Source organism: Pontixanthobacter aquaemixtae (assembly GCF_009827395.1).
In the GTDB taxonomy this organism is placed as follows: Bacteria; Pseudomonadota; Alphaproteobacteria; order Sphingomonadales; family Sphingomonadaceae; genus Pontixanthobacter; species Pontixanthobacter aquaemixtae.
Genome location: NZ_WTYX01000001.1, coordinates 229812 through 249701, shown reverse-complemented (window position 1 = coordinate 249701; position 19890 = coordinate 229812). Strand labels below are relative to the sequence as shown.

Below are 19890 nucleotides of genomic sequence, written 5' to 3'. Positions count from 1 at the left end.
GATTTAGTTTTGAAAGCCTATGTCGCGACTGCAGGCGCGATGTTCAAGGGCGTTAATCATTGGCGCGCATTCTCCTGTGGAGTGAATGGCGCGCACCCGCCCGGATCGCTGGAAAGATCGGCTCGTCTACAAAAGTAAACGGATTATCTTTCGTTGTCTGACATTAATGTTGTTTATCGTGCAGGAACGACTCCCGGTCGAAGCAAACTGTTTCCGTCAGCGCGCAATTGCGAAACTGGTGCTTATGGGAGGGACCAACTATGGTTGAAAATCCAGTATTTTCGCGTTTTTTCAGCTATTTGATGGCAGGTTCGGCGTTTTGCATTGCTGCGCCGGTTGCAGCGCAGGAAGAAGCGGGCGAAGAAACGACCGGGCCAACTGCCGATCAATCGGGCGCTATCCAAACAAGCAGCACTGAAATGCGCGGCCAGGTCTATAATCCCGATTTTTTCGAACAATTCGCCCCGCGCAACGCGCTCGACATGGTTGCGCGCATACCCGGATTTACCATCGACGATGGCAATCGCGGCCAGCGCGGACTGGGTGAAGCCAACCAGAATGTGATCGTCAATGGAGAGCGCTTTTCGAGCAAGTCGGAAAGCATCCGCGACCAGTTGCAGCGCATTCCCGCAGCCGATGTTGTCCGGATCGAGATACTCGACGGGACATCGCTCGATATTCCCGGCCTGACCGGACAAGTCGCCAATATCGTCCGCAACAGCAGCGGCACGTCCGGCCAGTTTCGCTGGCGCACAGGCTTTCGCGCGCACAACACCGAAGCGCAGCTGTTTGGCGGCGAGATTTCGTTGACGGGCACTTCGGGCGCGCTTGGCTATACGATCTCTCTATCGAACGAGAACAACCGCTTCGGCGCTGACGGCCCTACCCTGATCACAGCCGCGGACGGTTCGCTGATCGAGGAACAATACAGCAAATTCTCGGGCAAATTCGACAATCCCAAACTGGCGACCAATTTCACCTATGATTTTGGCGGAGAGACAACCGCCAATCTTAATCTCAGCTATGGTTCGGACTTCTTCATGCGCAACCAGCCTGAAACCGGTTTGCCGCCGGGCGGGCCATTGCGAACGCGCGAATCCACATTCGAAGAAACCGGCCCCGAATATGAGATCGGCGGCGATATCGAGTTTCCGCTGGGCCCGGGGAAGCTGAAACTAATCGGGCTCGAACGGTTTGAACGCGATAATGGCGAAAGCATCCTGATCGATCGCTTTGACGACAACACGCAATCAACCGGCTTCCGCTTTTTGCAAGTCAACGAAGCCGGCGAGCGGATAGGCCGGCTGGAATATAATTGGCCCATGTTTGGCGGGGATTGGCAGGTTTCGGGCGAAGCCGCGTTCAACCGGCTGGATCGGGCATCGCGCCTGTTTGAACTGGACGCCAATGAACAGTTCATCGAGCTCGCCTTTCCCGAAGGGACCGGCGGGGTAACCGAAGACCGCTTCGAAGCCATTGCCAGCTATTCGAGCCAGCTTTCCGACACGCTGTCTTTCCAGCTGTCGCTGGGCGGGGAATATTCAAAGATCGAACAAACCGGCGTCGCCGCCAATTCGCGCAGTTTCCAGCGCCCCAAAGGCGCGGCCTCGATTACGTGGAAGCCAGAGGACGATTTCGATATCTCATTCGAGATCCGCCGCCGCGTGGGGCAATTGTCCTTTGGCGATTTCCTTGCCAGCGTGTCCTTGAACGACAACAACCAGAATGACGGCAACAACACGCTGCAGCCCGACCAAAGCTGGAATTTCGATGTCGAGATTAACAAGGGTCTGGGCGATTGGGGATCTGCCAAGCTGCAATTCCGCCATGCCCGCTTCGAAGATTTCGTGGATTTCTTCCCGCTGGCATCGGGCGGTGAAGCGCGCGGCAATATCGGCAATGCAGAACGCACCCAGCTGGAGCTCAACACAACGCTCAACGGCGAACCCGTGGGTTTCGATGGTGCCCGCCTTGAAGTGCGCGCGATCAAACGCTGGATGAGCGTGATCGATCCGTTTACCGGGCTGGACCGCCCCTTTTCGAACGATCTGAATGATCTGCTTGATATCGACTTCCGGCACGATATTCCCGGCAGCGATTGGGCCTGGGGTGGCGGCTTGTTCACCGAAGACAAGGCGCCGTTTTCCCGCAGATTCGAAGTCGGGCGCGATTATGAAGGGCCAACCTTTGCGCGGCTGTTTGTCGAGCACAAGGATGTGTTCGGCCTGACCGTCAACGCGACTTACGCCAATGTGCCCGGCGCGCGAAACAAGTTCGAACGCACGGTGTTTGACGGATCGCGCCCCAATGCTCCGATCCTGTTTGTCGAACGAATGAACCGCCGGATCGGGCCAATCTTCCGCTTCAGCGTAAGCGGAAGTTTCTGACCCCGCGCTTGCGCTTTGCCGGGCGCGTGGCACAGTGCGCGCATGACTATCAGACAATTGACCGCGACGGCATTTCTGCTCGCTACGGCCTTGGGTGCCCCTTCCGCTTCGGCGGATTCGATCCGCAATACTCCTGAGGAAGCGCGGCATTATTTAGAGCGGATCGAAGCGCTCGATGATGCGGGGCCGGAACTGAACGCGGTTATTGTCTATAATCCCGAAGCGCCGGAAATCGCCGCTGAAATGCGCGGGACAACCCGCCTTGGCGGTCGCACTGTTCTGGTGAAAGACAATATCGAAACCAGCGAATTTCCAACCACTGCGGGTAGTCTCGCTTTGAAAGACAACAACACGGGCCGCGATGCGCCGCTGATCGAGAATATCCGCGCTGCGGGCGGCGTTATTCTGGGCAAGACCAATCTCAGCGAATGGGCCAATATCCGCGACCGGAATTCGACCAGCGGGTGGAGCGCGATTGGCGAACTGACCAAAAACCCGCATGCCACCGACCGCAATGCCTGCGGATCATCTTCGGGCAGCGGCGCGGCGATTGCCGCCGGATTTGCCTGGGCCGCGATCGGAACCGAAACCAACGGTTCGATCACCTGCCCCGCCAGTATCAATGGCGTGGTCGGCTTCAAGCCCAGCGTGGGGCTGGTCAGCCGGACCCATATTGTACCGATTTCCAGTACCCAGGATACCGCAGGGCCGATGACCCGGACCGTCTATGACGCGGCTCTGCTGCTCACCGCGATGGCAGGTGAAGACGCGGCGGACAAAGCGACCTTGGGTGTTTCCCGGCAGGAAGATTACACGCAGGGGCTGATGCCGGTTCAGGCCGCGAATTATCTGCAAGGCATCCGCATTGGTGTCATGCGCAACCAGATCGGCAATCGCGAAGATGTTGCCGCGGTGTTCGAGACAGCATTGGCCGATATGCAGCGCGCGGGCGCGATTCTGGTCGATATCGAGATTGAACCCGATCCGGAAATGTACCGCGACAGTTTCACCGTGCTGATGTTTGAATTGCGCGAGGGAATGGGCAAATATCTGCAAAGCCTGCCCGCGAAGGAGGGCGATGCAAACGTGCCGCACAGCCTGGCCGACCTGATCGCTTTCAACAAACAGAACGCCGCCGGTGAAATGCGCTGGTTCGGTCAAAGCCTGTTTGAGCAGGCCGAACAAACCACCGATCGCGAGGTCTATGAGACAGCGCGCGAAAACGCGGTGCGGATTGCGGGCGCGGAAACACTCGACAAGCTGTTGGCGGACAACGATGTCCGGTTCCTGATTGCGCCCACGCGCGGTCCGGCATGGGTCAGCGATCTGGTCAACGGAGACAGCTTTAACGGCAGCATCGGCTTTGGCAGCCCGGCAGCGATTGCGGGCTATCCGCATCTGACCGTGCCGATGGGGGCGGTCGAAAGCCTGCCCGTCGGGATCAGCTTCTTCGGCGCGAAATGGAACGATCACGAGGTGTTGAAAGCCGGCGCGGCATATGAAACGGCGCGCAGCGCCAAATTGCCCACGCCCTCATTCGAGCGGTGGGATCTCGTACGCGGCGACTGATACAAAAAGGGCCGCGTCGGAATATCCGCGCGGCCCCCTTTGATCGTAAGCTCAGGCGCTTACTTCTTCTTGGCAGCTTTCTTGGGTGCAGCCTTCTTTGCTGCCGGCTTTTTGGCGGGCGCCTTTTTAGGTTCTGCTTTCTTTGCCGGAGTTTTCTTCGCAGCGGCTTTCTTGGCCGGAGCTTTCTTGGCTGTTTCCTTCTTTGCCGGGGCCTTCTTCGCAGCGGCCTTTTTAGGAGCCGCTTTCTTCTTGGCCGGCGCTTTCTTCTTCGCGCCCTTCTTGGCCGCAGCTTCCTCCGCCGCCTCATCCGCTTCGATAGCGGCTTCAAGCTCTTCGCGGGTCACTTCGCGATCGGTCACGTCGGCTTTCCCGAACAGGAAGTCGACAACCTTGTCTTCGTATAGCGGCGCGCGCAGCTGTGCGGCGGCCATTGGTTCGGAATTGATATATTCCACGAAGCGCTGGCGATCTTCATCGCGATATTGCTGCGCTGCCTGCTGGATGAGCATGCTCATTTCCTGCTGGCTGACTTCGACACCGTTGTTCTGGCCGATTTCGCTGAGCAACAGGCCCAAACGCACGCGGCGTTCGGCGATGTTGCGGTAATCGTCCTTCTCGGCTTCGATTTCTTTCAGCGCGCCATCGGGATCTTCGTCCTTGGCCGCTTCCTGCTGAAGCTGCGCCCAGATCTGGTCAAATTCGGCATCGACCATCTTTCCGGGAACATCAAAATCGTGGCCCGCAGCAAGCTGGTCGAGAAGCTGGCGCTTCATTTGCGTACGGGTGAGGCCATTGGTTTCCTGCTCCAGCTGGCCGCGCAGCAGTTCTTTCAGCTTGTCGAGGCTTTCAAGACCCAGCGAGGCGGCAAAATCATCGTCGACCTTGCTTTCGCCTTCGACTTTGACCTGCTGGACAGTGATCGCGAATTGCGCGTCCTTGCCCGCCAGGTGTTCGGCCTGATAGTTCTCGGGGAAAGTCACCGTGATGGTCTTCTCGTCACCCGTTTTGGCGCCTTTCAGCTGCTCTTCAAAACCGGGAATGAACTGGCCCGAACCGATTACCAGCGGCGCCCCTTCGGCTTTGCCGCCTTCGAATTCGACACCGTCGATGCTGCCAACGAAATCGATAATCAGCTGGTCGCCGTCACCCGCCTTCTTCGACTTGGGCGCATCTTTGTAGGTCTTTTGCTGGTCGGCAATATTCTTGACTGCTTCGTCTACCGCATCGTCGCTGACTGGAACCGTCAGGCGTTCCAGCTTAAGCTTTTCGATATTGGGAGTCTCGATCACGGGCAGAACTTCCAGATCGACAGTGATCGATGCGTCCTTGCCTTCTTCGTAGCCGTCTTCCAGCTCGATCGCCGGCTGCATAGCCGGTCGCAGTTCTTTTTCTTTCATCAACCCGTCGACAGATTCGCGAATCATGTCGTTGAGCGATTGCGCATGCAGCTGTTCGCCATGCATTTTCTTGACCAGATTCGCCGGAACTTTTCCGGGGCGGAAGCCGGGCATTTTAACCTGTGGGGCGATCTTCTTGATCTCTGTATCCACTCGGGCTGCGATATCGGCAGCAGGAAGGGTCACCGTATAGGCGCGCTTGAGGCCTTCATTTGTGGTCTCTTTGATTTGCATGATGCGCTACTTAAACCTTTATAAAATCACGTTTTTGCAAGTGACAAGAGCAGCGTCCTGGTGCGGGCGAAGGGACTCGAACCCCCACATCGTAAGATACTGGTACCTAAAACCAGCGCGTCTACCAATTCCGCCACGCCCGCAACCTGAACGAAGCCGCACAAGTGTCTAACTCGCGAGCAAGGGTGCGCCCATAAAAGGCCCGAGGCAAAAGGGCAAGCGCGCGATGCGTTTGGCGCGATTCTAATGCCATTGGGCCCAACCAAATACCGCGCCAAACCGCGCACCGTAACATGCCGTCTTGCCTGCCCGCGCGCGGCAGATTAGGGGGCGATCATGAGCGACAAAAATACAGAGCAAGCACCCGAGGCCGACACCAAGGCAGGCCCCGACGTGCCACCAGACCGCATTTCGGTAAACCCGCGCCACGAACATTTCGATGGCGAGAAACTGCAACGCGGGATCGGAATCCGCTTCAAAGGCACCGAACGGACCAATATCGAGGAATATTGCATTTCCGAAGGATGGGTCCGCGTGCAGGCAGGCAAAACGCTGGACCGCAAGGGACAGCCGCTCACCATCAAGCTGAAGGGCCCTGTCGAAGCCTGGTACGAAGATCTGGGTGACGAACCGCCTATCGCCAAGGCGTAATTTATTTAGCCTCAAGCGCCGGCGGTCGCATCCGCTCCCTTAGGCTTCCGCCCTACCGGGCGACGCGCGGTTGCGCTTGCGACCCGTCTGGGTCGGGTCGGACCATTCCAAGCCATGTCAGTATTGCGCTGATCCGGTCAGCGACTAGCTGACCGCAAGGCCGACCGGCCGCCCGCAGCGAAGCGACCGTCAGGGAGCGAAAGCGACGATAGCCAAGCGACGCGGACGCGTCGCGCCCGGCGACTGAGGGCCTAAATCAAATAGCCCCCTCAGTCGTAGAGTGATACCGCGCGGGACACTTGATCGCGCGCTGCCGGGCGGCTGCGGCGGGGAGCGGGTGCGGGACGCGCAGCAACGTTGTGGCGGACTGTCCGGCGAGGCGTAGTCGTCCCCAGATCGGCAAAGGCGCTGGTAAACCGGCGCGATGGAGCACGCGAAACGGGGGGCTGTTTGGGCTCTACGCGTGCGGCCGGTGCCTTGGCTATGCGAACGGGCCGGTCGAATTGCGGCGTTTGGAAATTCGGCGACTTGTCGGAATAGATAAATCCGTGGATCGGCCACGCGGTCTTGCCCAATTTCTTGATCGGATCATACCACACGCGCACGCTGCTCCAATCGTTGTTGGGTGACACATCGATCGCGCGAACATCATTTTCGATCTGGCCGCGGCGCCCATTGATCGGCGACCAGTTGGCATGGCGCAGCAAAACCGTGCGGCTATCTATAATCTTGCTGACCGCAGCCACATGGCCGAGCTGCATATTCCGATGCGGCTGGAACGCCATCACAGCGCCAACGCGCGGTTTGCGCCCACGGTCGAAACGACCCTTGGCCTGTTCCCACCACGTGTGCGCATCGCCATAGATCGCGATCCCCGATTGCTGGCGTGCATAGGGGACGCATTGAAGGTATGGCGCAAGCTCGCGCGATTGGCTGGTCCGGCTCTGCGCCTGAACGCTATCAGCCAATGCAGGGACCGATCCGGCCATGACTGCGACGATTATAAATTTTGTATAGCGACGTAACATGCCGTCACTAATGCGCTGTTAGGGTTGAGAACGTCTTCGTTTCTTAGGTTAACTGACACTAACCATACCTTCCCGCCCTCGGTACGTTACACGCTGGTGAAACGGTCACAGCTTGCCATTCGTCCAATAAAGGCCCAACTGCCCCGCATCATGCTACCCCAAGTTGTCATTATCGGCCGTCCCAATGTCGGCAAAAGCACGCTTTTCAACCGTCTGGTTGGCAAGAAACTGGCGCTCGTGGACGATCAGCCCGGGGTCACGCGCGACCGCCGAAGCGGCGAAGCAGAAATCGCCGGACTGAAATTTGAAGTGGTCGATACCGCGGGTTGGGAAGATGATGATCCCGATACGTTGCCGGGCCGGATGCGCAAACAGACCGAAGTCAGCCTGACCGGCGCGGATGCTGCGATGATGGTAATCGATGCGCGCGCCGGCGTTACCACGCTGGATGAAGAAATCGCCTTGTGGCTGCGCAACCAGAAAGTTCCTGTGGTGATGGTGTGCAACAAGGCCGAAGGCAAAGCCGCCGAAGCGGGCATTTACGAAAGCTATGCGCTGGGATTTGGCGACCCGATCGCTGTGTCGGCCGAACATGGCGAAGGCATTGCCGATCTGTTCGGCGCATTGTGGCCAATTATCGGCGACAGCGAGGCGCGGATTGCTGCGGAAAAAGCGCAAGCCGAATATGAGCGCAAAGTGGCGGTGGAAGAAGCGCGCGCCGCGGCCGAAGCTGCGGGTGAAGAGTTTTTCGAAGAGGATGAACCCGATACCGGCCCGCTCAAGCTTGCGATTGTCGGGCGGCCCAATGCGGGCAAGAGCACGCTGATCAACCGGCTGCTGGGCGAAGACCGGCTGCTGACCGGCCCCGAAGCAGGGATCACGCGCGATTCCATTGCGGTCGATTGGAAATGGCTCGATCCGCAAAGCGGTGAAGAGCGCGATATCCGCCTGATCGACACCGCCGGTATGCGCAAACGCGCGAAAGTTACCGAAAAGCTGGAGCGGCTGGCGGTGCAGGACGCCAAGCTGGCGATCGATTTTGCGGAAGTCGTGGTACTGCTGCTCGACGCCACGCAGGGGCTGGAGCATCAGGACCTCAAAATCGCCTCGCAGGTTCTCGAAGAAGGTCGCGCGTTGATGGTCGCGATCAACAAATGGGACGTTGCGGGGCAGGAAGGAACCGAGGACGCCTCCAGCCTGTTCAACGGTATCCGCGCTGCGCTCAATGACGGGCTGGCGCAAGTTCGCGGTCTCCCGCTATTCGCGGTCTCGGCGAAAACCGGCAAAGGGCTCGACACCATGCTCTCAGCCGCTTTCGAGATCCGCAGCAGCTGGTCGAAACGCGTGCCCACCTCTGCGCTCAATCGCTGGTTCGACGATGCGCTGGACCAAAATCCGCCGCCAGCCCCCGGGGGCAAACGGATCAAGCTGCGCTATATCACGCAAGTCGGCACCCGCCCGCCGCGTTTTGTGATTTTCGGCACGCGGCTGGATTCTCTGCCGACCAGCTACGAACGCTATCTGGTCAACGGCATCCGCAAGAATCTGGGGTTTGAAGCGGTGCCGGTGCGGGTCAATCTGAAAAGCGCGAAGAACCCGTATCACGTCCGCCAGCAGGCGAGTAAACAAGAGCGGACCAATCGGTGATTTGTCAGAGCTAGGTTTATGAGTAGCACCGCGCTCAAATATCGGGCTGAGATAGATGGCATACGTGCCATCGCGGTAGTTTCCGTCATATTGTTTCATGCAGGCTTCGCAATCATTCCGGGCGGTTTCCTCGGGGTCGATGTCTTCTTCGTCATCAGCGGCTTCCTAATTACGTCCCTGATTATCAAGGACCTAGAAAACGATCGCTTCTCCCTTCTAGATTTCTGGAACCGCCGGGCGCGACGAATATTGCCCGCGCTAATTCTGGTGCTAACCGCAACCATAGTCCCGGCTTGGCTTCTGCTGTTCCCGAGACAACTGGAATTGTTTGGCCTTGATCTCGCTGCGGCGACAGTCTTCGTATCAAACATCCGATTGTGGATGAGCGCCAATTACTTTTCAGAAAGAGCTGATTTCGAACCGCTGATCCACCTTTGGAGCCTTGGTATCGAAGAGCAATTTTACCTGCTGTTTCCAATTTTTATGATCGTTATGTGGCGTTGGTTCCGCAAGTTCCTGCTGGCCAGTCTGCTTCTGATCTTTGCGTCCAGTTTAGTACTTGCTGAATGGCTGAATCTGGCCAGCCCCGCCGCAACATTTTATTTGCTGCCCATGCGCGCTTGGGAGTTGGTTGCCGGATCGCTCATCGCGTGGATGATGACGAAGCATGATCCGCAATGGTCCAGAGCCGTGCGCGAGGGCGGGACAGCCATTGGCCTGACAGCAATCTTGCTGTCATTTGCTTTGATTGACGAATCGATGGCGCTGCCGGGCTTTTATACTCTCCCGACCATTCTGGGTACGATGTGCCTCCTGGTTTTTGCCAGTGAGCAAGACCTGATTGCCAAAATTTTTACGGCACGGCCGATGGTGTGGATCGGATTGCTCTCCTACAGCGCGTATCTGTGGCACCAGCCACTGTTTGCATTTGCCAGAACCCTGACTGTCGTCGAACTGAGCCCGGTCCAAACCGCCAGCCTGATTGCCGCAACATTCGCCTTGGCGCTGGGCAGTTACAGATTTGTAGAACAGCCAACGCGCGATCGAGAGAAAATTCGCACGCGGCCTTTCATTCTCGGTTGCTTTGTCTGCTTACTGACACTTGCGGGCGTAGCGCTCTGGATGAATCATAAAGAGGGATATCCCACACGGTTTTCACCTGACCAACTGAGCACGATTGCGGCAAACAGGTCCGATGCCGAAAGCGGGCCATGTGATCTGGAGTCGGATGACCAGGCGCAAGCGCTCGTTGATGCGACCGATTGCTATGTCGAGGGGAAAACGCTCTATCTTTTTGGAGATTCGCACGCGCGGGAGTTTCAACGCGAATTCTACATCACAGCTCGCGCAAATGGTTTCAAGCTCGTGTCGATCACATCGCCTGGATGTTTCCCTATCCCAGGTACCCGTAGATTGGACCGTCCGTTTTGCGAAAACCTTGTGAGGCTAATCCCGAAATTGTTGTCTGAACATCCTGCTCCGGCAGTTTTCATCACCCGCTGGCGGTTGCATCTGACCGGTGAGAGGTATGACAATGGTGAAGGAGGAATCGAGCCCGGCGAGATTAGAAAGACCGAATTTGACGCCCAAGAATATGCGTCGATCTACGAGAATGTTGAGACGGAATTGACGATGCTCTCTAGATCGGCGCCGCTCATTGTCGTCGATCAAATTCCAGAAACGGGTTGGCATGTGCCGAAGATGATGATTCGTCGGACGCAACTTGGCAGCCGGCCAAAGGATGGCCTCTCCACCAGCTACGACCGATATTTGTCTTCCAATGCGGAAAATATCGCCATGTTTGACAGGCTGGCAAGCAACCCGCGAATCAACGTCGTCCGCACAGCGCCACTAATTTGCGACAAGGAAACACGCAGATGTCTCAATGAGCGAAACGGCAGTCCACTTTACTTCGATGACGACCACGCTACCAAACAGCTCAATCGCGAAATCGCCACGGAAACAATGCGAAGAATCTTGACCGCAGATCTTGGCTCGCGGGACCTGATCGCCGCTAGCTCCAAAATTGAGGACTGATTAGCCCTCGCCCTCACCAGCAGCCTGGCTTTGCAATTGGACGTAGTTTTCAAGCCCCATGCGTTCGATCATATCGAATTGGGTTTCGAGGAAGTCGACATGCTCTTCCTCGCTGTCGAGGATGCTGGCGAATAGATCGCGGCTGACATAGTCGCGCACGCTTTCGCAATATTCGATGGCATCGCGCAGCAGAGGAATCGCTTCTTCTTCCATCGCGAGATCGGCCTTGAGAATCTCCTCAACCGTTTCACCGACTTTCAGCTTGTGGATTGCCTGGAAATTGGGAAGCCCGTTGAGGAACAGGACGCGTTCAGCCAGCTGGTCCGCATGCTTCATTTCATCGATTGATTCGTGCCGCTCATATTCGGCCAGTTTGGAAAGGCCCCAATCATCGAGCACCCGGTAGTGGAGCCAATACTGGTTGATCGCGGTCAACTCGTTGGTCAGCGCCTTGTTCAAGAATTCGATGACTTTTTCGTCGCCCTTCACGGCATGTCTCCTGCTTGCAATCCAGATTGGGAATTGCCGCATCCTATGCGCTTGCACGGGTCCGTTTAGCAAGGGGGAAACACGAAAAAATGGCGGAATTCCGCCACTTGCGAGTGATTTGCGTTAGTAGGAAAAACTACTCGGCGAAGGCCGGCATCAGCGCCATTTCGCGCTCTTCTTCGACAATCGCCTGCGCATCTTCGAGGCACTGTCCGCAATCGGGGCGCTTGTCCATGCAGGCATAAATAGCTTCTACATCGCCATCGGACGTGCACGCAGCGCGGCGCAAATCGCTTTCCCTGATGGCGTTGCAAATGCAGATATACACGCGGGCAATCTCCTCGATACACAGGAGGTAATGCGAATTAGTCGCAATAGCAAGCGCTTTTGAGAATCATTTGCAAGGTTTTGGTAACGAAAAACGCCCTCCCGAAACCGGAAGGGCGCTTCGCTGTTATTCAGTTTTTTTCGAAACGGTGGAAACCATCCGCCCGAATCAGCGGCTGGCCATCCGGACACCGCGATCAACCGCACCGGGAAGAGGCGCATTGGCCGCCCATGTGATGCAGCCCTGACCGCGCGATTTGACCGTAGAGCACATGCTCTTGGCACTCGCGCTGCGGAAACCACCAGCAGAGACACGGAAATAGGTTTTTCCGCGCACACGCGCTTTGGTGATTACCCGGCTATATTGGCCCAGTTCGGGATAGCGTTTGGTATAGATATCCCAAGCACGTTTGGCACTGGCTTCGCTCGAGAACGAACCAAGCTGGACCAGATGATCGCCATTTGCCGCGACTGTTGCGTCAGGAGTTCCGGCGACTTCAGCCTTTGGCGCAGCTGCCGCGCGGGCAGGCATACGCTGGATAACCGGTTCAGACACGAAACGGACCGCAGTTTGCGCAACGCGTTGCGGGCTAGGATTTTCGGCCATTGTTGCTGGAACAAAAGCGTCTTCAAACCGCTGCGGCTGCGCCACTGGCGGCGGAGAATAGGCCGCAACAGCTTCTACAGGCTGTACCGGTGCAACCGGAGCAGCGGCATTTGCTGGCGGGAGTTCACCACCACCCATTGGCGGGAGAGCATAATTCGGTGAGGCAACCGGAGCGGGCGCTTGCGCAAATTGTGCTGGTGCATCCGCCGTAGCTTCTGCGGCAAGTTGTTCCGCAGTCGAGTGGTTGGACAAGGCCAGCATCGCCGGCTGGCCCGCGTCACCCACAAGCGGCACGTTCAAAAGCTTTGCAACGCGCGCTTGGAAATGCTCAGGACGCGCTGTTTGCGCCCATTCTGCGATACGGTCGCTGACTTTGTCGGCAGGCACGTCTTCTGCAGCCATCAGCCGCGCTGCGCGCCAATTGTCCGCCAGTGCATATGAGTAAGCCAGATTCTGGCGAACCTTCGGTGTGGCTTGACCATTGCGAAGCGCGTTACCCAAAACGTGGATGCCCTGTTGCGGATCGCCCGCAAGCGCCAGAGCCAGGCCCAGATCGGCCGGATCAATCGAATCGCGACGATCATTCAAAACGGCAACCGCAGCGGCATTATTGCCCGCGGCGATCTCTGCCAGCGCATAGCTCAATGCAGTGCGCGCGCTACTGTCACCCAGCGACATTGCATCTTTGAAACTGGTTGCCGCCGATTGGAAGCGGCCCGCTTCCATATAGGTAGCGCCGAGCATCGCCCGGTATCCTGCATTGCGCGGTTCGGCCAAAACCGATTCCTCAGCAAGCGTGACCGCTTTGTTGGTTTGTCCATTGGCCAATGCAACCTGGGCTTTGTCAGCAGAAAAATCAGCGCGCGGTGCCGCTTGTGTTGCGCAACCTGCAAGCGCGGTGGTGGCCAGTGCGGTCGTCACGGCAAGCGTGATGGCCCGGTTTCTCTTGGCTATCGTAGACATCGTCCGTTTCCCCTTACAAAATCAGGCGGTTTCGCCTTGGCCGCGCAATTGGGCGGCGAGTGAATCTACATCGGGCATTTCGCCCAACAGTTCGTCGAGTGCATCTGTCACCAATTGCTGCGCGCTGCGGCTGCGCAAAGTGCAGGCGAGGCGAAGCTTGAAATGGCGCTCGGCGTCGAGCCGGAGCGTGAATGCCGCGCGTTTGCCGCGATCAAGTGCCGACCGGCGTTTCCGTGCAGGCGCGCTGGATGTTGGGAGCGGCGGCTGCGCGGCAGGTTTCTTGTCAGCGAGCAACGATGCTGACCTGGGCTGGGCCGTGTCATTCGTGCTGGTGAGTTTTTCCGAAAGCGCCTGCTGTTGGCGGTGAACTTCGGGCGTTTTGACCGGAGCATCTGCCAGAGCTGCCTGCGATTGCTGATCGAGCGCCTGCGCCTCTGCTGCGGTGTCCGGATTTGCCGGGGCCGGTGTCAGATGGGCGACTTCTGCATCGTGCCTGGCCGCCGCGTCTTCTTCACCCATGTCGTTCCAGCCGAGATCTTCCAGACTTTCGGCTGCGCTGCCCACATTCAGCGGTGTGATCTGCGGACGCATGGCAGGCTTTGCGCCGCCTTTACGCGCCAGCAGCGTCGGGCTGAGAGAGGCAAAATTTGTTTCGTCCATTGCGCTTGTCCCGTCCTCTCCCGATTACTGAGCTACCCGGCGGCCGAAGCCTCCGGATGGACGGTGCGCTGGTGCCACTTGAGACACCGAACCTGGTGCCGCGAACACTGTGCGGCGGAAATTCTTCTCAAGACGATCGGCCATATAGTTCCACAGCGCGGTAACTTCGGCTGCGCTGCGGCTTTCCGGATCCACTTCCATAACCGTGCGGCCATCAATCATGCTGGCTGCAAAGTCAGTGCGGTGGTGGAGAGTGATCGGGGCAACCGTGCCGTGCTGCGATAGCGCGACGGCGGCCTCTGAGGTGATTTTGGCCTTTGGCGTTGCGGCGTTGACCACGAAGACCAGCGGTTTGCCGGCGCGTTCGCACAGATCAACGGTGGCACCAACGGCGCGCAGATCGTGCGGGCTCGGGCGTGTTGGAACAACGATCAGTTCGGCCACACCAATCACCGATTGAATGGCCAGGGTAATGGCCGGCGGCGTATCGATAACAGCCAGTTTGAAGCCCTGCTGACGCAGAACCTGAAGGTCGTTGGCCAAACGCGCAACGGTGGTTTGCGCGAATGCAGGATATTCCGCCTCGCGTTCGTTCCACCAATCGGCGAGCGAACCTTGCGGATCGATGTCGATCAAAACAACCGGGCCGGCCCCTGCGCGCTGCGCCTGAACAGCCAGATGTCCGGAAAGCGTGGTTTTACCCGATCCACCCTTTTGCGATGCTAATGCCAGTACTCGCAAGGTCTGGTCCCCCTGAATCCATTTACATATCCCGCACTATTGCGGGTCGATGGTTGAGATCGCAGGATATCGCTAATTTTGAGTTAACGCCGTTCGTGTGCCATGACGGTTTTGTTAACTATGTTATTGCGCGGGCAGGGGAATTGGGCGGAAACTAATTGCTAACGCCTTGTTCACTATAAGCTCGCCACAACTGGGCCATGACCCGAACACAGAAGGTTTGCACAAGACCATGAAAATTTCCCGGGCAATTTGCTATCTTGCCGCATCGCTAACATTCGGCGTCGCAGCCCCCGCTTTGGCCGAACTAAATGCGGGCTATGACGCATGGAACCGCGGCGATTATGCAACGGCCGTGCGCGAATGGCGCGACCTAGCGGCAGAGGGAAACGCCGACGCGCAATTCAATATGGCGCAGGCCTATCGCTTGGGACGGGGTGTCGAGCAAAACTCCGCGCAGGCAGAGATTTTGATCGCGAAAGCCGCAGCCCAGGGCCACATCAAGGCAACCGACACTTACGGCCTGCTGCTGTTCCAAAGCGGCCGCCGCGAAGAAGCAATGCCCTATGTGATCAAAGCTGCTGAACGCGGAAACCCGCGCGCGCAATATCTGCTCGGCATCGGTCATTTTAACGGCGATCTGGTCGCGAAGGACTGGGTCCGCGCCTATGCGCTGATGACATTGTCCAATTCTTCCGGCTTTGCCCAGGCCAAGCCCGCAATCGCGCAAATGGACGATTTCATCCCGCTCGACCAGCGGCAGCAAGCGCAAGTGCTGGCGCAGCAACTGAAGCGCTCTGCAGATTCGAACCTGGCCGCGCAACTTGCAGCCAGCGATCTTGGCGTAACGGTTGATCCAGTGGCCCGCCCCGCCCCTGCCAGAACCTCAAGCGCACCGGTTCGCGCCCCGCTGCCCAGCGCGGCAACGCGCATCCCGCAGCCAATTCCGTCAATGGCAGTTCCGCCCTCAGTCGCAGCAGCACAGGCGGCTGTTTCGGAGGCCGCGCGTGTGACCGGTACGGAAAGCCCGGCGCGTGCAGGCGCTGATTTCGCCGGGCCAAGCCAAGCCGCCCCTGCCCCCACCAACGCTGCACCTTCCGCCGCTGCGCCGGTCCGAACCGCTCCGGTACGGGTCGCGCAGGCTCCGGCCACAGCAACTCCGGCCCCGCGCCGCGCTGCTCCGCCACCTGCCACGCCCGCGCCGCGTGCGGAAACCAGCGCGAACGGCCCGTGGCGCGTGCAGCTGGGCGCATTCTCGGTACGCGGAAATGCGGACCGTCTTTGGTCGCGCCTGTCAGGAAATTCAGCGTTGAGCGGGAAGCAAAAATTTGTGGTTCCGGCCGGCCGGCTTGTTCGCCTTCAGGCAGGCGGATTCGCCAGCCGGAACGCAGCACAATCGGCTTGCAACGCGCTCAAACGTAGCGGCCAAACCTGTCTCGTAACAAAATAGCCGTTTCCCCCTAATCATCGCGGTGCTATCACTGCGAAAAGGGGGAACGGATATGAGCGAACAGCAAAGCAGCGCACCGGCGGCAGGCGGCACTCCTGATCAGGTGGTGCCCGCATCAGCCAGCGGAACGCCGCGATTGCTGGGCCTGGATTTTACCCGCGGAATTGCCGTGCTGGGCATTCTGGCCGCGAACATCGTTGCCTTCGGGCAGCCAATGTCGGCCTATATGTGGCCCGAAGCCTTTCTCACACCGCATGGCGAAACATCCAACTGGATGTGGGTTGTGCAATTTGTCCTGATCGACGGAAAGATGCGCGGCCTGTTCACTCTGCTCTTCGGCGCGGGATTGGTCCTGTTCATGGAAAAAGCGTGGGAGAAAGGGCACACGCGTTGGCTTCAGGCACGGCGGCTATTGTTCCTGCTGATGTTCGGCATGATCCATTTCTACTTGATCTGGCATGGTGACATTCTGATCCTTTATTCGCTTGTCGGTTTTATCGCGATGGCTTGCTTGCGATGGGCGGCAAAGACGCAAATCGTGGTGGGCATCCTGGGCTATCTGGCCGGAACGATCATGTTCGGTGCGTTCATGACTTTCCCCTATTTCATCGCGGAAACGTCTTTCGGTGAGCAAGGCCCGATGCTGGAACAGCGCGTCGAAATGCAAAAGGAAGTCGACCGGCAAATGGCGATCGAGGCGAAGGAGACAGCGATCCACGCCGATGGATCCTATGTCGATCTTGTGGCGCACAGATTTCAGGAACATGGGGCGCTGCCCTTTATCAATGTCTTCATGTTCATTTTCGAAACATTGCCTTTGATGCTGTTGGGCATGGGGCTGTTCCGGCGTGGCTATTTCAGCGGCGGAATTGATCCGGGGCGACAGCGTAAACTTGGCTGGGGCCTCCTGCTTGTGGGAACGGCGCTGACGATCCCCGTCGCGCTTTGGGCGCTCAACAACGGCCTGACCTATTGGGGCACTCTTGCCGCCTTCATGGGCTTTTCCTTCCTGCCCCGGCTGTTCATGGTGCTTGGGATGGCCATGTTGCTGGCGCTTTGGGGAGAGAAAGCAACCGGTTGGCTTGGCACGAGATTTGTCGCCGCAGGCCGAATGGCATTCTCCAATTATCTTGGCACTTCGATATTGATGATGCTGGTCTTCCACGGATGGGCTGGCGGAATGTGGGGCAAGCTGACCCGGCCGGAGCTGTATCTGGTCGTCCTGGCAGCATGGGCCATCATGCTATTGTGGTCCAAACCATGGCTTGAACGCTTCCGCTTCGGCCCGCTCGAATGGCTGTGGCGCTGCCTCACTTATGGGCGGCTATTCCCGCTCAGGAAGTAAGTTCCACGCCGCCTTTGAAGACCGACAAAGCTCTGCCCTGCGTGGGCTGATGGTCGAACGGCGTGTTGCCGGCTGTTGCGGCCATATGGGCTGAATCGACGATCCACGGTTTTTCGGGATCAATGATGCAGATATCCGCTTCTTGCCCGGTCTCCAACCTACCGCAAGATACGCCAAGCAAACGCGCAGGCGCCGCTGCAAGCAGATCAAATGCGCGGGCTATGTCGATGGCACCGTCACGAACCAATGTCAGCGTCATGGCAAGCAAAGTCTCCGCCCCCGCCATTCCCGGTTCTGCATCTGCGAACGGAAGGCGCTTGTCTTCCGGACCGCGCGGATCATGGCCCGAAGCAACAACGTCAATTGTTCCATCACCGATCGCTTCGATGACCGCTTGCCGGTCAGCTTCGCTGCGCAAAGGCGGTGACAGCCGGGCGAAAGTGCGAAACTCTGCGGTGGCGAGGTCTGACAACATGAAATGCGCGGGCGTTACACCCGCCGTCACTGTCACGCCGCGCGCCTTCGCAGCGCGGACCAAATCGAGAGCCGGTTTGGTCGTTACCTGCCGGATGTGCAGGTGCGCACCCGCCATTTCCGCCAAAGTGATGTCGCGCGCCACAGCCAGCGCTTCCGCTTCTGCGGGGGCGCTGGGCAGGCCCAAGCGCGTCGCCATATCGCCAGCGGTGGCCGCTGACGCACCGGCTAGGCCGCTATCTTCGGCGTGCGAAACAACCACGAGATCGAGCATCGCAGCATATTGCAGCAACCGCAGCATGGCCCCTGAATCGGCGATCCAGCCGCGCCCTGTCGCAACGCCGCGCGCGCCAGCCTGCTTCATCAGGCCGATCTCTGCCAATTCTTTCCCGTCTAGACCTTTGGTCGCCGCGGCAAGCGGGTGGACCCACAGATCGGGCTTCCCGCTATAGGCGACGAGCCGCACGCGCGACGGATAGTCGAGCGGCGGGTTCTGGTCAGGCATCACCGCAGCGCGGGTAATTCCGCCAAAATGAAACGCAGGCTTATCGACCGCAAACACGCCGAAATCGACAATGCCGGGCGTAATCAATTTGCCTTTTGCATCAATAACCGTGTCGCCGTCCCGCGCCGAAACCTCACCAACGCTTTCGATATGTCCGTCCACGCAGCGCAGCCCGCCCCACGCGGTGCCACCGGGCAGAACCAATGAGCCATTGATAATCGTCAAAGGCGCGACTTGCTTCATGCCCAGGTCACTCCCGATCCATCATTGGTCCAGCCATCAATTCCGCGCGTCCTGCGCGTCAGGACATCAAGCGCCGCCATCCGGATCGCGACACCCATTTCAACCTGCCGGGTAATGATCGACCGGCCTATCATGTCGGCAACTTCGCTATCGATCTCCACGCCGCGATTCATCGGCCCGGGATGCATCACCAAGGCATCGGGCGCTGCGCGTTGAAGCCTGTCTTTCGAAAGCCCGAACAGATGATGATACTCGCGTGCGGAGGGGATGAATTGCCCCTCCATCCGCTCGGTCTGCAGGCGCAGCATCATCACCACATCGGTTCCCTCCAGAGCCGCATCGAAATCGTGGAACGGCTTAGCGCCCATTGCTTCGATCTCGGCGGGCATCAGCGCTGGCGGCGCACATATTCGGACAGAGGCGCCCAATGCTGTCAGGCACAGAATGTTTGATCGGGCAACGCGGCTGTGCAGAATGTCGCCGCAAATGGTCACGGTCAGCCCGGTGAAATCATCGGCTTTATGGCCTCGCTCGCGCAAGGCGTGGCGCAAAGCAAGCGCATCGAGCAAAGCCTGTGTCGGGTGTTCGTGCTGCCCGTCCCCGGCATTCAAAACCGGGCAATCGACTTTGCTTGCAATCAGATCGACAGCGCCGCTGGAGCCATGCCGGATAACAATCGCATCGGCGCGCATGGCATTCAGCGTGATCGCAGTATCGATCAGCGTTTCGCCCTTTTTTACAGACGATTGCGCCGCATGCATATTGACCACATCCGCTCCCAATCGCTTGCCCGCGATTTCGAAACTCAACAGCGTTCGTGTGGAATTTTCAAAGAAAGCATTGATGATCGTAAGACCGGCGAGCGCATCCGAATGTTTTGTGGTTTGGCGATTGAGATCCACCCATTGCTCTGCCTCGTCGAGCAGGAACAGTATCTCGTGCCGCTCCAACTGGCCGATGCCGAGCAGGTCGCGATGCGGGAAGGCGAGCGAGCCGGCGGGATATTCGCGCTTGCTGCCCTGTGGGGATGTCGTCGATGTCATTAAAGTGAGGCCCTTAGTCGAACCCTATCGGTCGCTCAAGCGGTTTCGACTGGTACGAAAGGCAATCTGTCCCTAACTAGAATTCAAATCAAG

General features: G+C 58.3%; 16 protein-coding genes and 1 tRNA gene. 7 read left to right on the top strand and 10 right to left on the bottom strand.

Annotated features, from left to right (window positions below):
- Positions 1-260: 260 nt before the first annotated feature.
- Entirely contained in the window at positions 261-2387 is a 2127-nt protein-coding gene (locus GRI41_RS01180) for a TonB-dependent receptor plug domain-containing protein (RefSeq protein ID WP_235901018.1), read from the top strand.
- Between the two features lie 42 nt (positions 2388-2429).
- Entirely contained in the window at positions 2430-3956 is a 1527-nt protein-coding gene (locus tag GRI41_RS01175; RefSeq protein WP_160602823.1) for an amidase, read from the top strand.
- Between the two features lie 59 nt (positions 3957-4015).
- On the opposite strand, the gene tig is transcribed toward GRI41_RS01175, so the two are convergent.
- Positions 4016-5587: a trigger factor gene (tig, locus tag GRI41_RS01170; RefSeq protein ID WP_160602822.1), complete on the bottom strand. Its 1572-nt coding sequence runs from the start codon at positions 5585-5587 to the stop codon at positions 4016-4018.
- Between the two features lie 58 nt (positions 5588-5645).
- Positions 5646-5730, bottom strand: a tRNA-Leu gene (locus tag GRI41_RS01165).
- Between the two features lie 193 nt (positions 5731-5923).
- On the opposite strand from GRI41_RS01165, the gene GRI41_RS01160 reads away from it, so the two are divergent.
- A complete protein-coding gene (locus tag GRI41_RS01160) occupies positions 5924-6238 on the top strand; it encodes a DUF3297 family protein (RefSeq protein ID WP_160602821.1) in 315 nt (104 codons plus the stop codon).
- A 269-nt stretch (positions 6239-6507) separates the two neighbouring features.
- Here the strand turns inward: GRI41_RS01160 and GRI41_RS01155 are convergent, their stop codons facing one another.
- The gene (locus tag GRI41_RS01155) at positions 6508-7266 is read right to left on the bottom strand and encodes a CHAP domain-containing protein (RefSeq protein ID WP_328600493.1); all 759 of its coding nucleotides are present in this window, start codon (positions 7264-7266) and stop codon (positions 6508-6510) included.
- A 150-nt stretch (positions 7267-7416) separates the two neighbouring features.
- Between GRI41_RS01155 and der the strand changes: the two genes are divergently transcribed.
- Together der and GRI41_RS01145 are read left to right on the top strand one after the other, a co-directional pair.
- A complete protein-coding gene (gene der / locus GRI41_RS01150; RefSeq protein ID WP_160602820.1) occupies positions 7417-8913 on the top strand; it encodes a ribosome biogenesis GTPase Der in 1497 nt (498 codons plus the stop codon).
- 18 nt (positions 8914-8931) lie between these two features.
- Entirely contained in the window at positions 8932-10950 is a 2019-nt protein-coding gene (locus tag GRI41_RS01145; protein ID WP_160602819.1) for an acyltransferase family protein, read from the top strand.
- Here GRI41_RS01145 and bfr read toward each other — a convergent pair whose 3' ends face one another.
- The 5 genes from bfr to GRI41_RS01120 all read right to left on the bottom strand — a co-directional run bounded on the left by bfr (position 10951) and on the right by GRI41_RS01120 (position 14737).
- A complete protein-coding gene (bfr, locus tag GRI41_RS01140) occupies positions 10951-11439 on the bottom strand; it encodes a bacterioferritin (RefSeq protein ID WP_160602818.1) in 489 nt (162 codons plus the stop codon).
- A 136-nt stretch (positions 11440-11575) separates the two neighbouring features.
- The gene (locus tag GRI41_RS01135; RefSeq protein WP_160602817.1) at positions 11576-11767 is read right to left on the bottom strand and encodes a (2Fe-2S)-binding protein; all 192 of its coding nucleotides are present in this window, start codon (positions 11765-11767) and stop codon (positions 11576-11578) included.
- Between the two features lie 168 nt (positions 11768-11935).
- Entirely contained in the window at positions 11936-13336 is a 1401-nt protein-coding gene (locus GRI41_RS01130; protein ID WP_160602816.1) for an SPOR domain-containing protein, read from the bottom strand.
- Positions 13337-13357: 21 nt separating this feature from the next.
- The gene (locus GRI41_RS01125) at positions 13358-13996 is read right to left on the bottom strand and encodes a hypothetical protein (protein WP_160602815.1); all 639 of its coding nucleotides are present in this window, start codon (positions 13994-13996) and stop codon (positions 13358-13360) included.
- 24 nt (positions 13997-14020) lie between these two features.
- Positions 14021-14737 carry a ParA family protein gene (locus GRI41_RS01120; protein ID WP_160602814.1) on the bottom strand — a complete coding sequence of 239 codons (717 nt, stop codon included), beginning with the start codon at positions 14735-14737 and terminating at the stop codon, positions 14021-14023.
- A 232-nt stretch (positions 14738-14969) separates the two neighbouring features.
- Between GRI41_RS01120 and GRI41_RS01115 the strand changes: the two genes are divergently transcribed.
- Together GRI41_RS01115 and GRI41_RS01110 are read left to right on the top strand one after the other, a co-directional pair.
- Positions 14970-16187 carry an SPOR domain-containing protein gene (locus GRI41_RS01115; RefSeq protein WP_160602813.1) on the top strand — a complete coding sequence of 406 codons (1218 nt, stop codon included), beginning with the start codon at positions 14970-14972 and terminating at the stop codon, positions 16185-16187.
- 52 nt (positions 16188-16239) lie between these two features.
- Positions 16240-17532: a DUF418 domain-containing protein gene (locus tag GRI41_RS01110; protein WP_160602812.1), complete on the top strand. Its 1293-nt coding sequence runs from the start codon at positions 16240-16242 to the stop codon at positions 17530-17532.
- Here GRI41_RS01110 and GRI41_RS01105 read toward each other — a convergent pair.
- Positions 17522-18754 (bottom strand): dihydroorotase, encoded by a 1233-nt coding sequence (locus tag GRI41_RS01105; RefSeq protein WP_160602811.1) that lies wholly within the window; start codon positions 18752-18754, stop codon positions 17522-17524. The two genes, GRI41_RS01110 and GRI41_RS01105, sit on opposite strands and share 11 nt — an antisense overlap.
- Complete coding sequence (locus GRI41_RS01100) at positions 18751-19797, bottom strand: aspartate carbamoyltransferase catalytic subunit (RefSeq protein WP_160602810.1); 1047 nt, start codon at positions 19795-19797, stop codon at positions 18751-18753. The genes GRI41_RS01105 and GRI41_RS01100 overlap by 4 nt, the downstream gene beginning before the upstream one ends.
- Between the last annotated feature and the right edge of the window lie 93 nt (positions 19798-19890).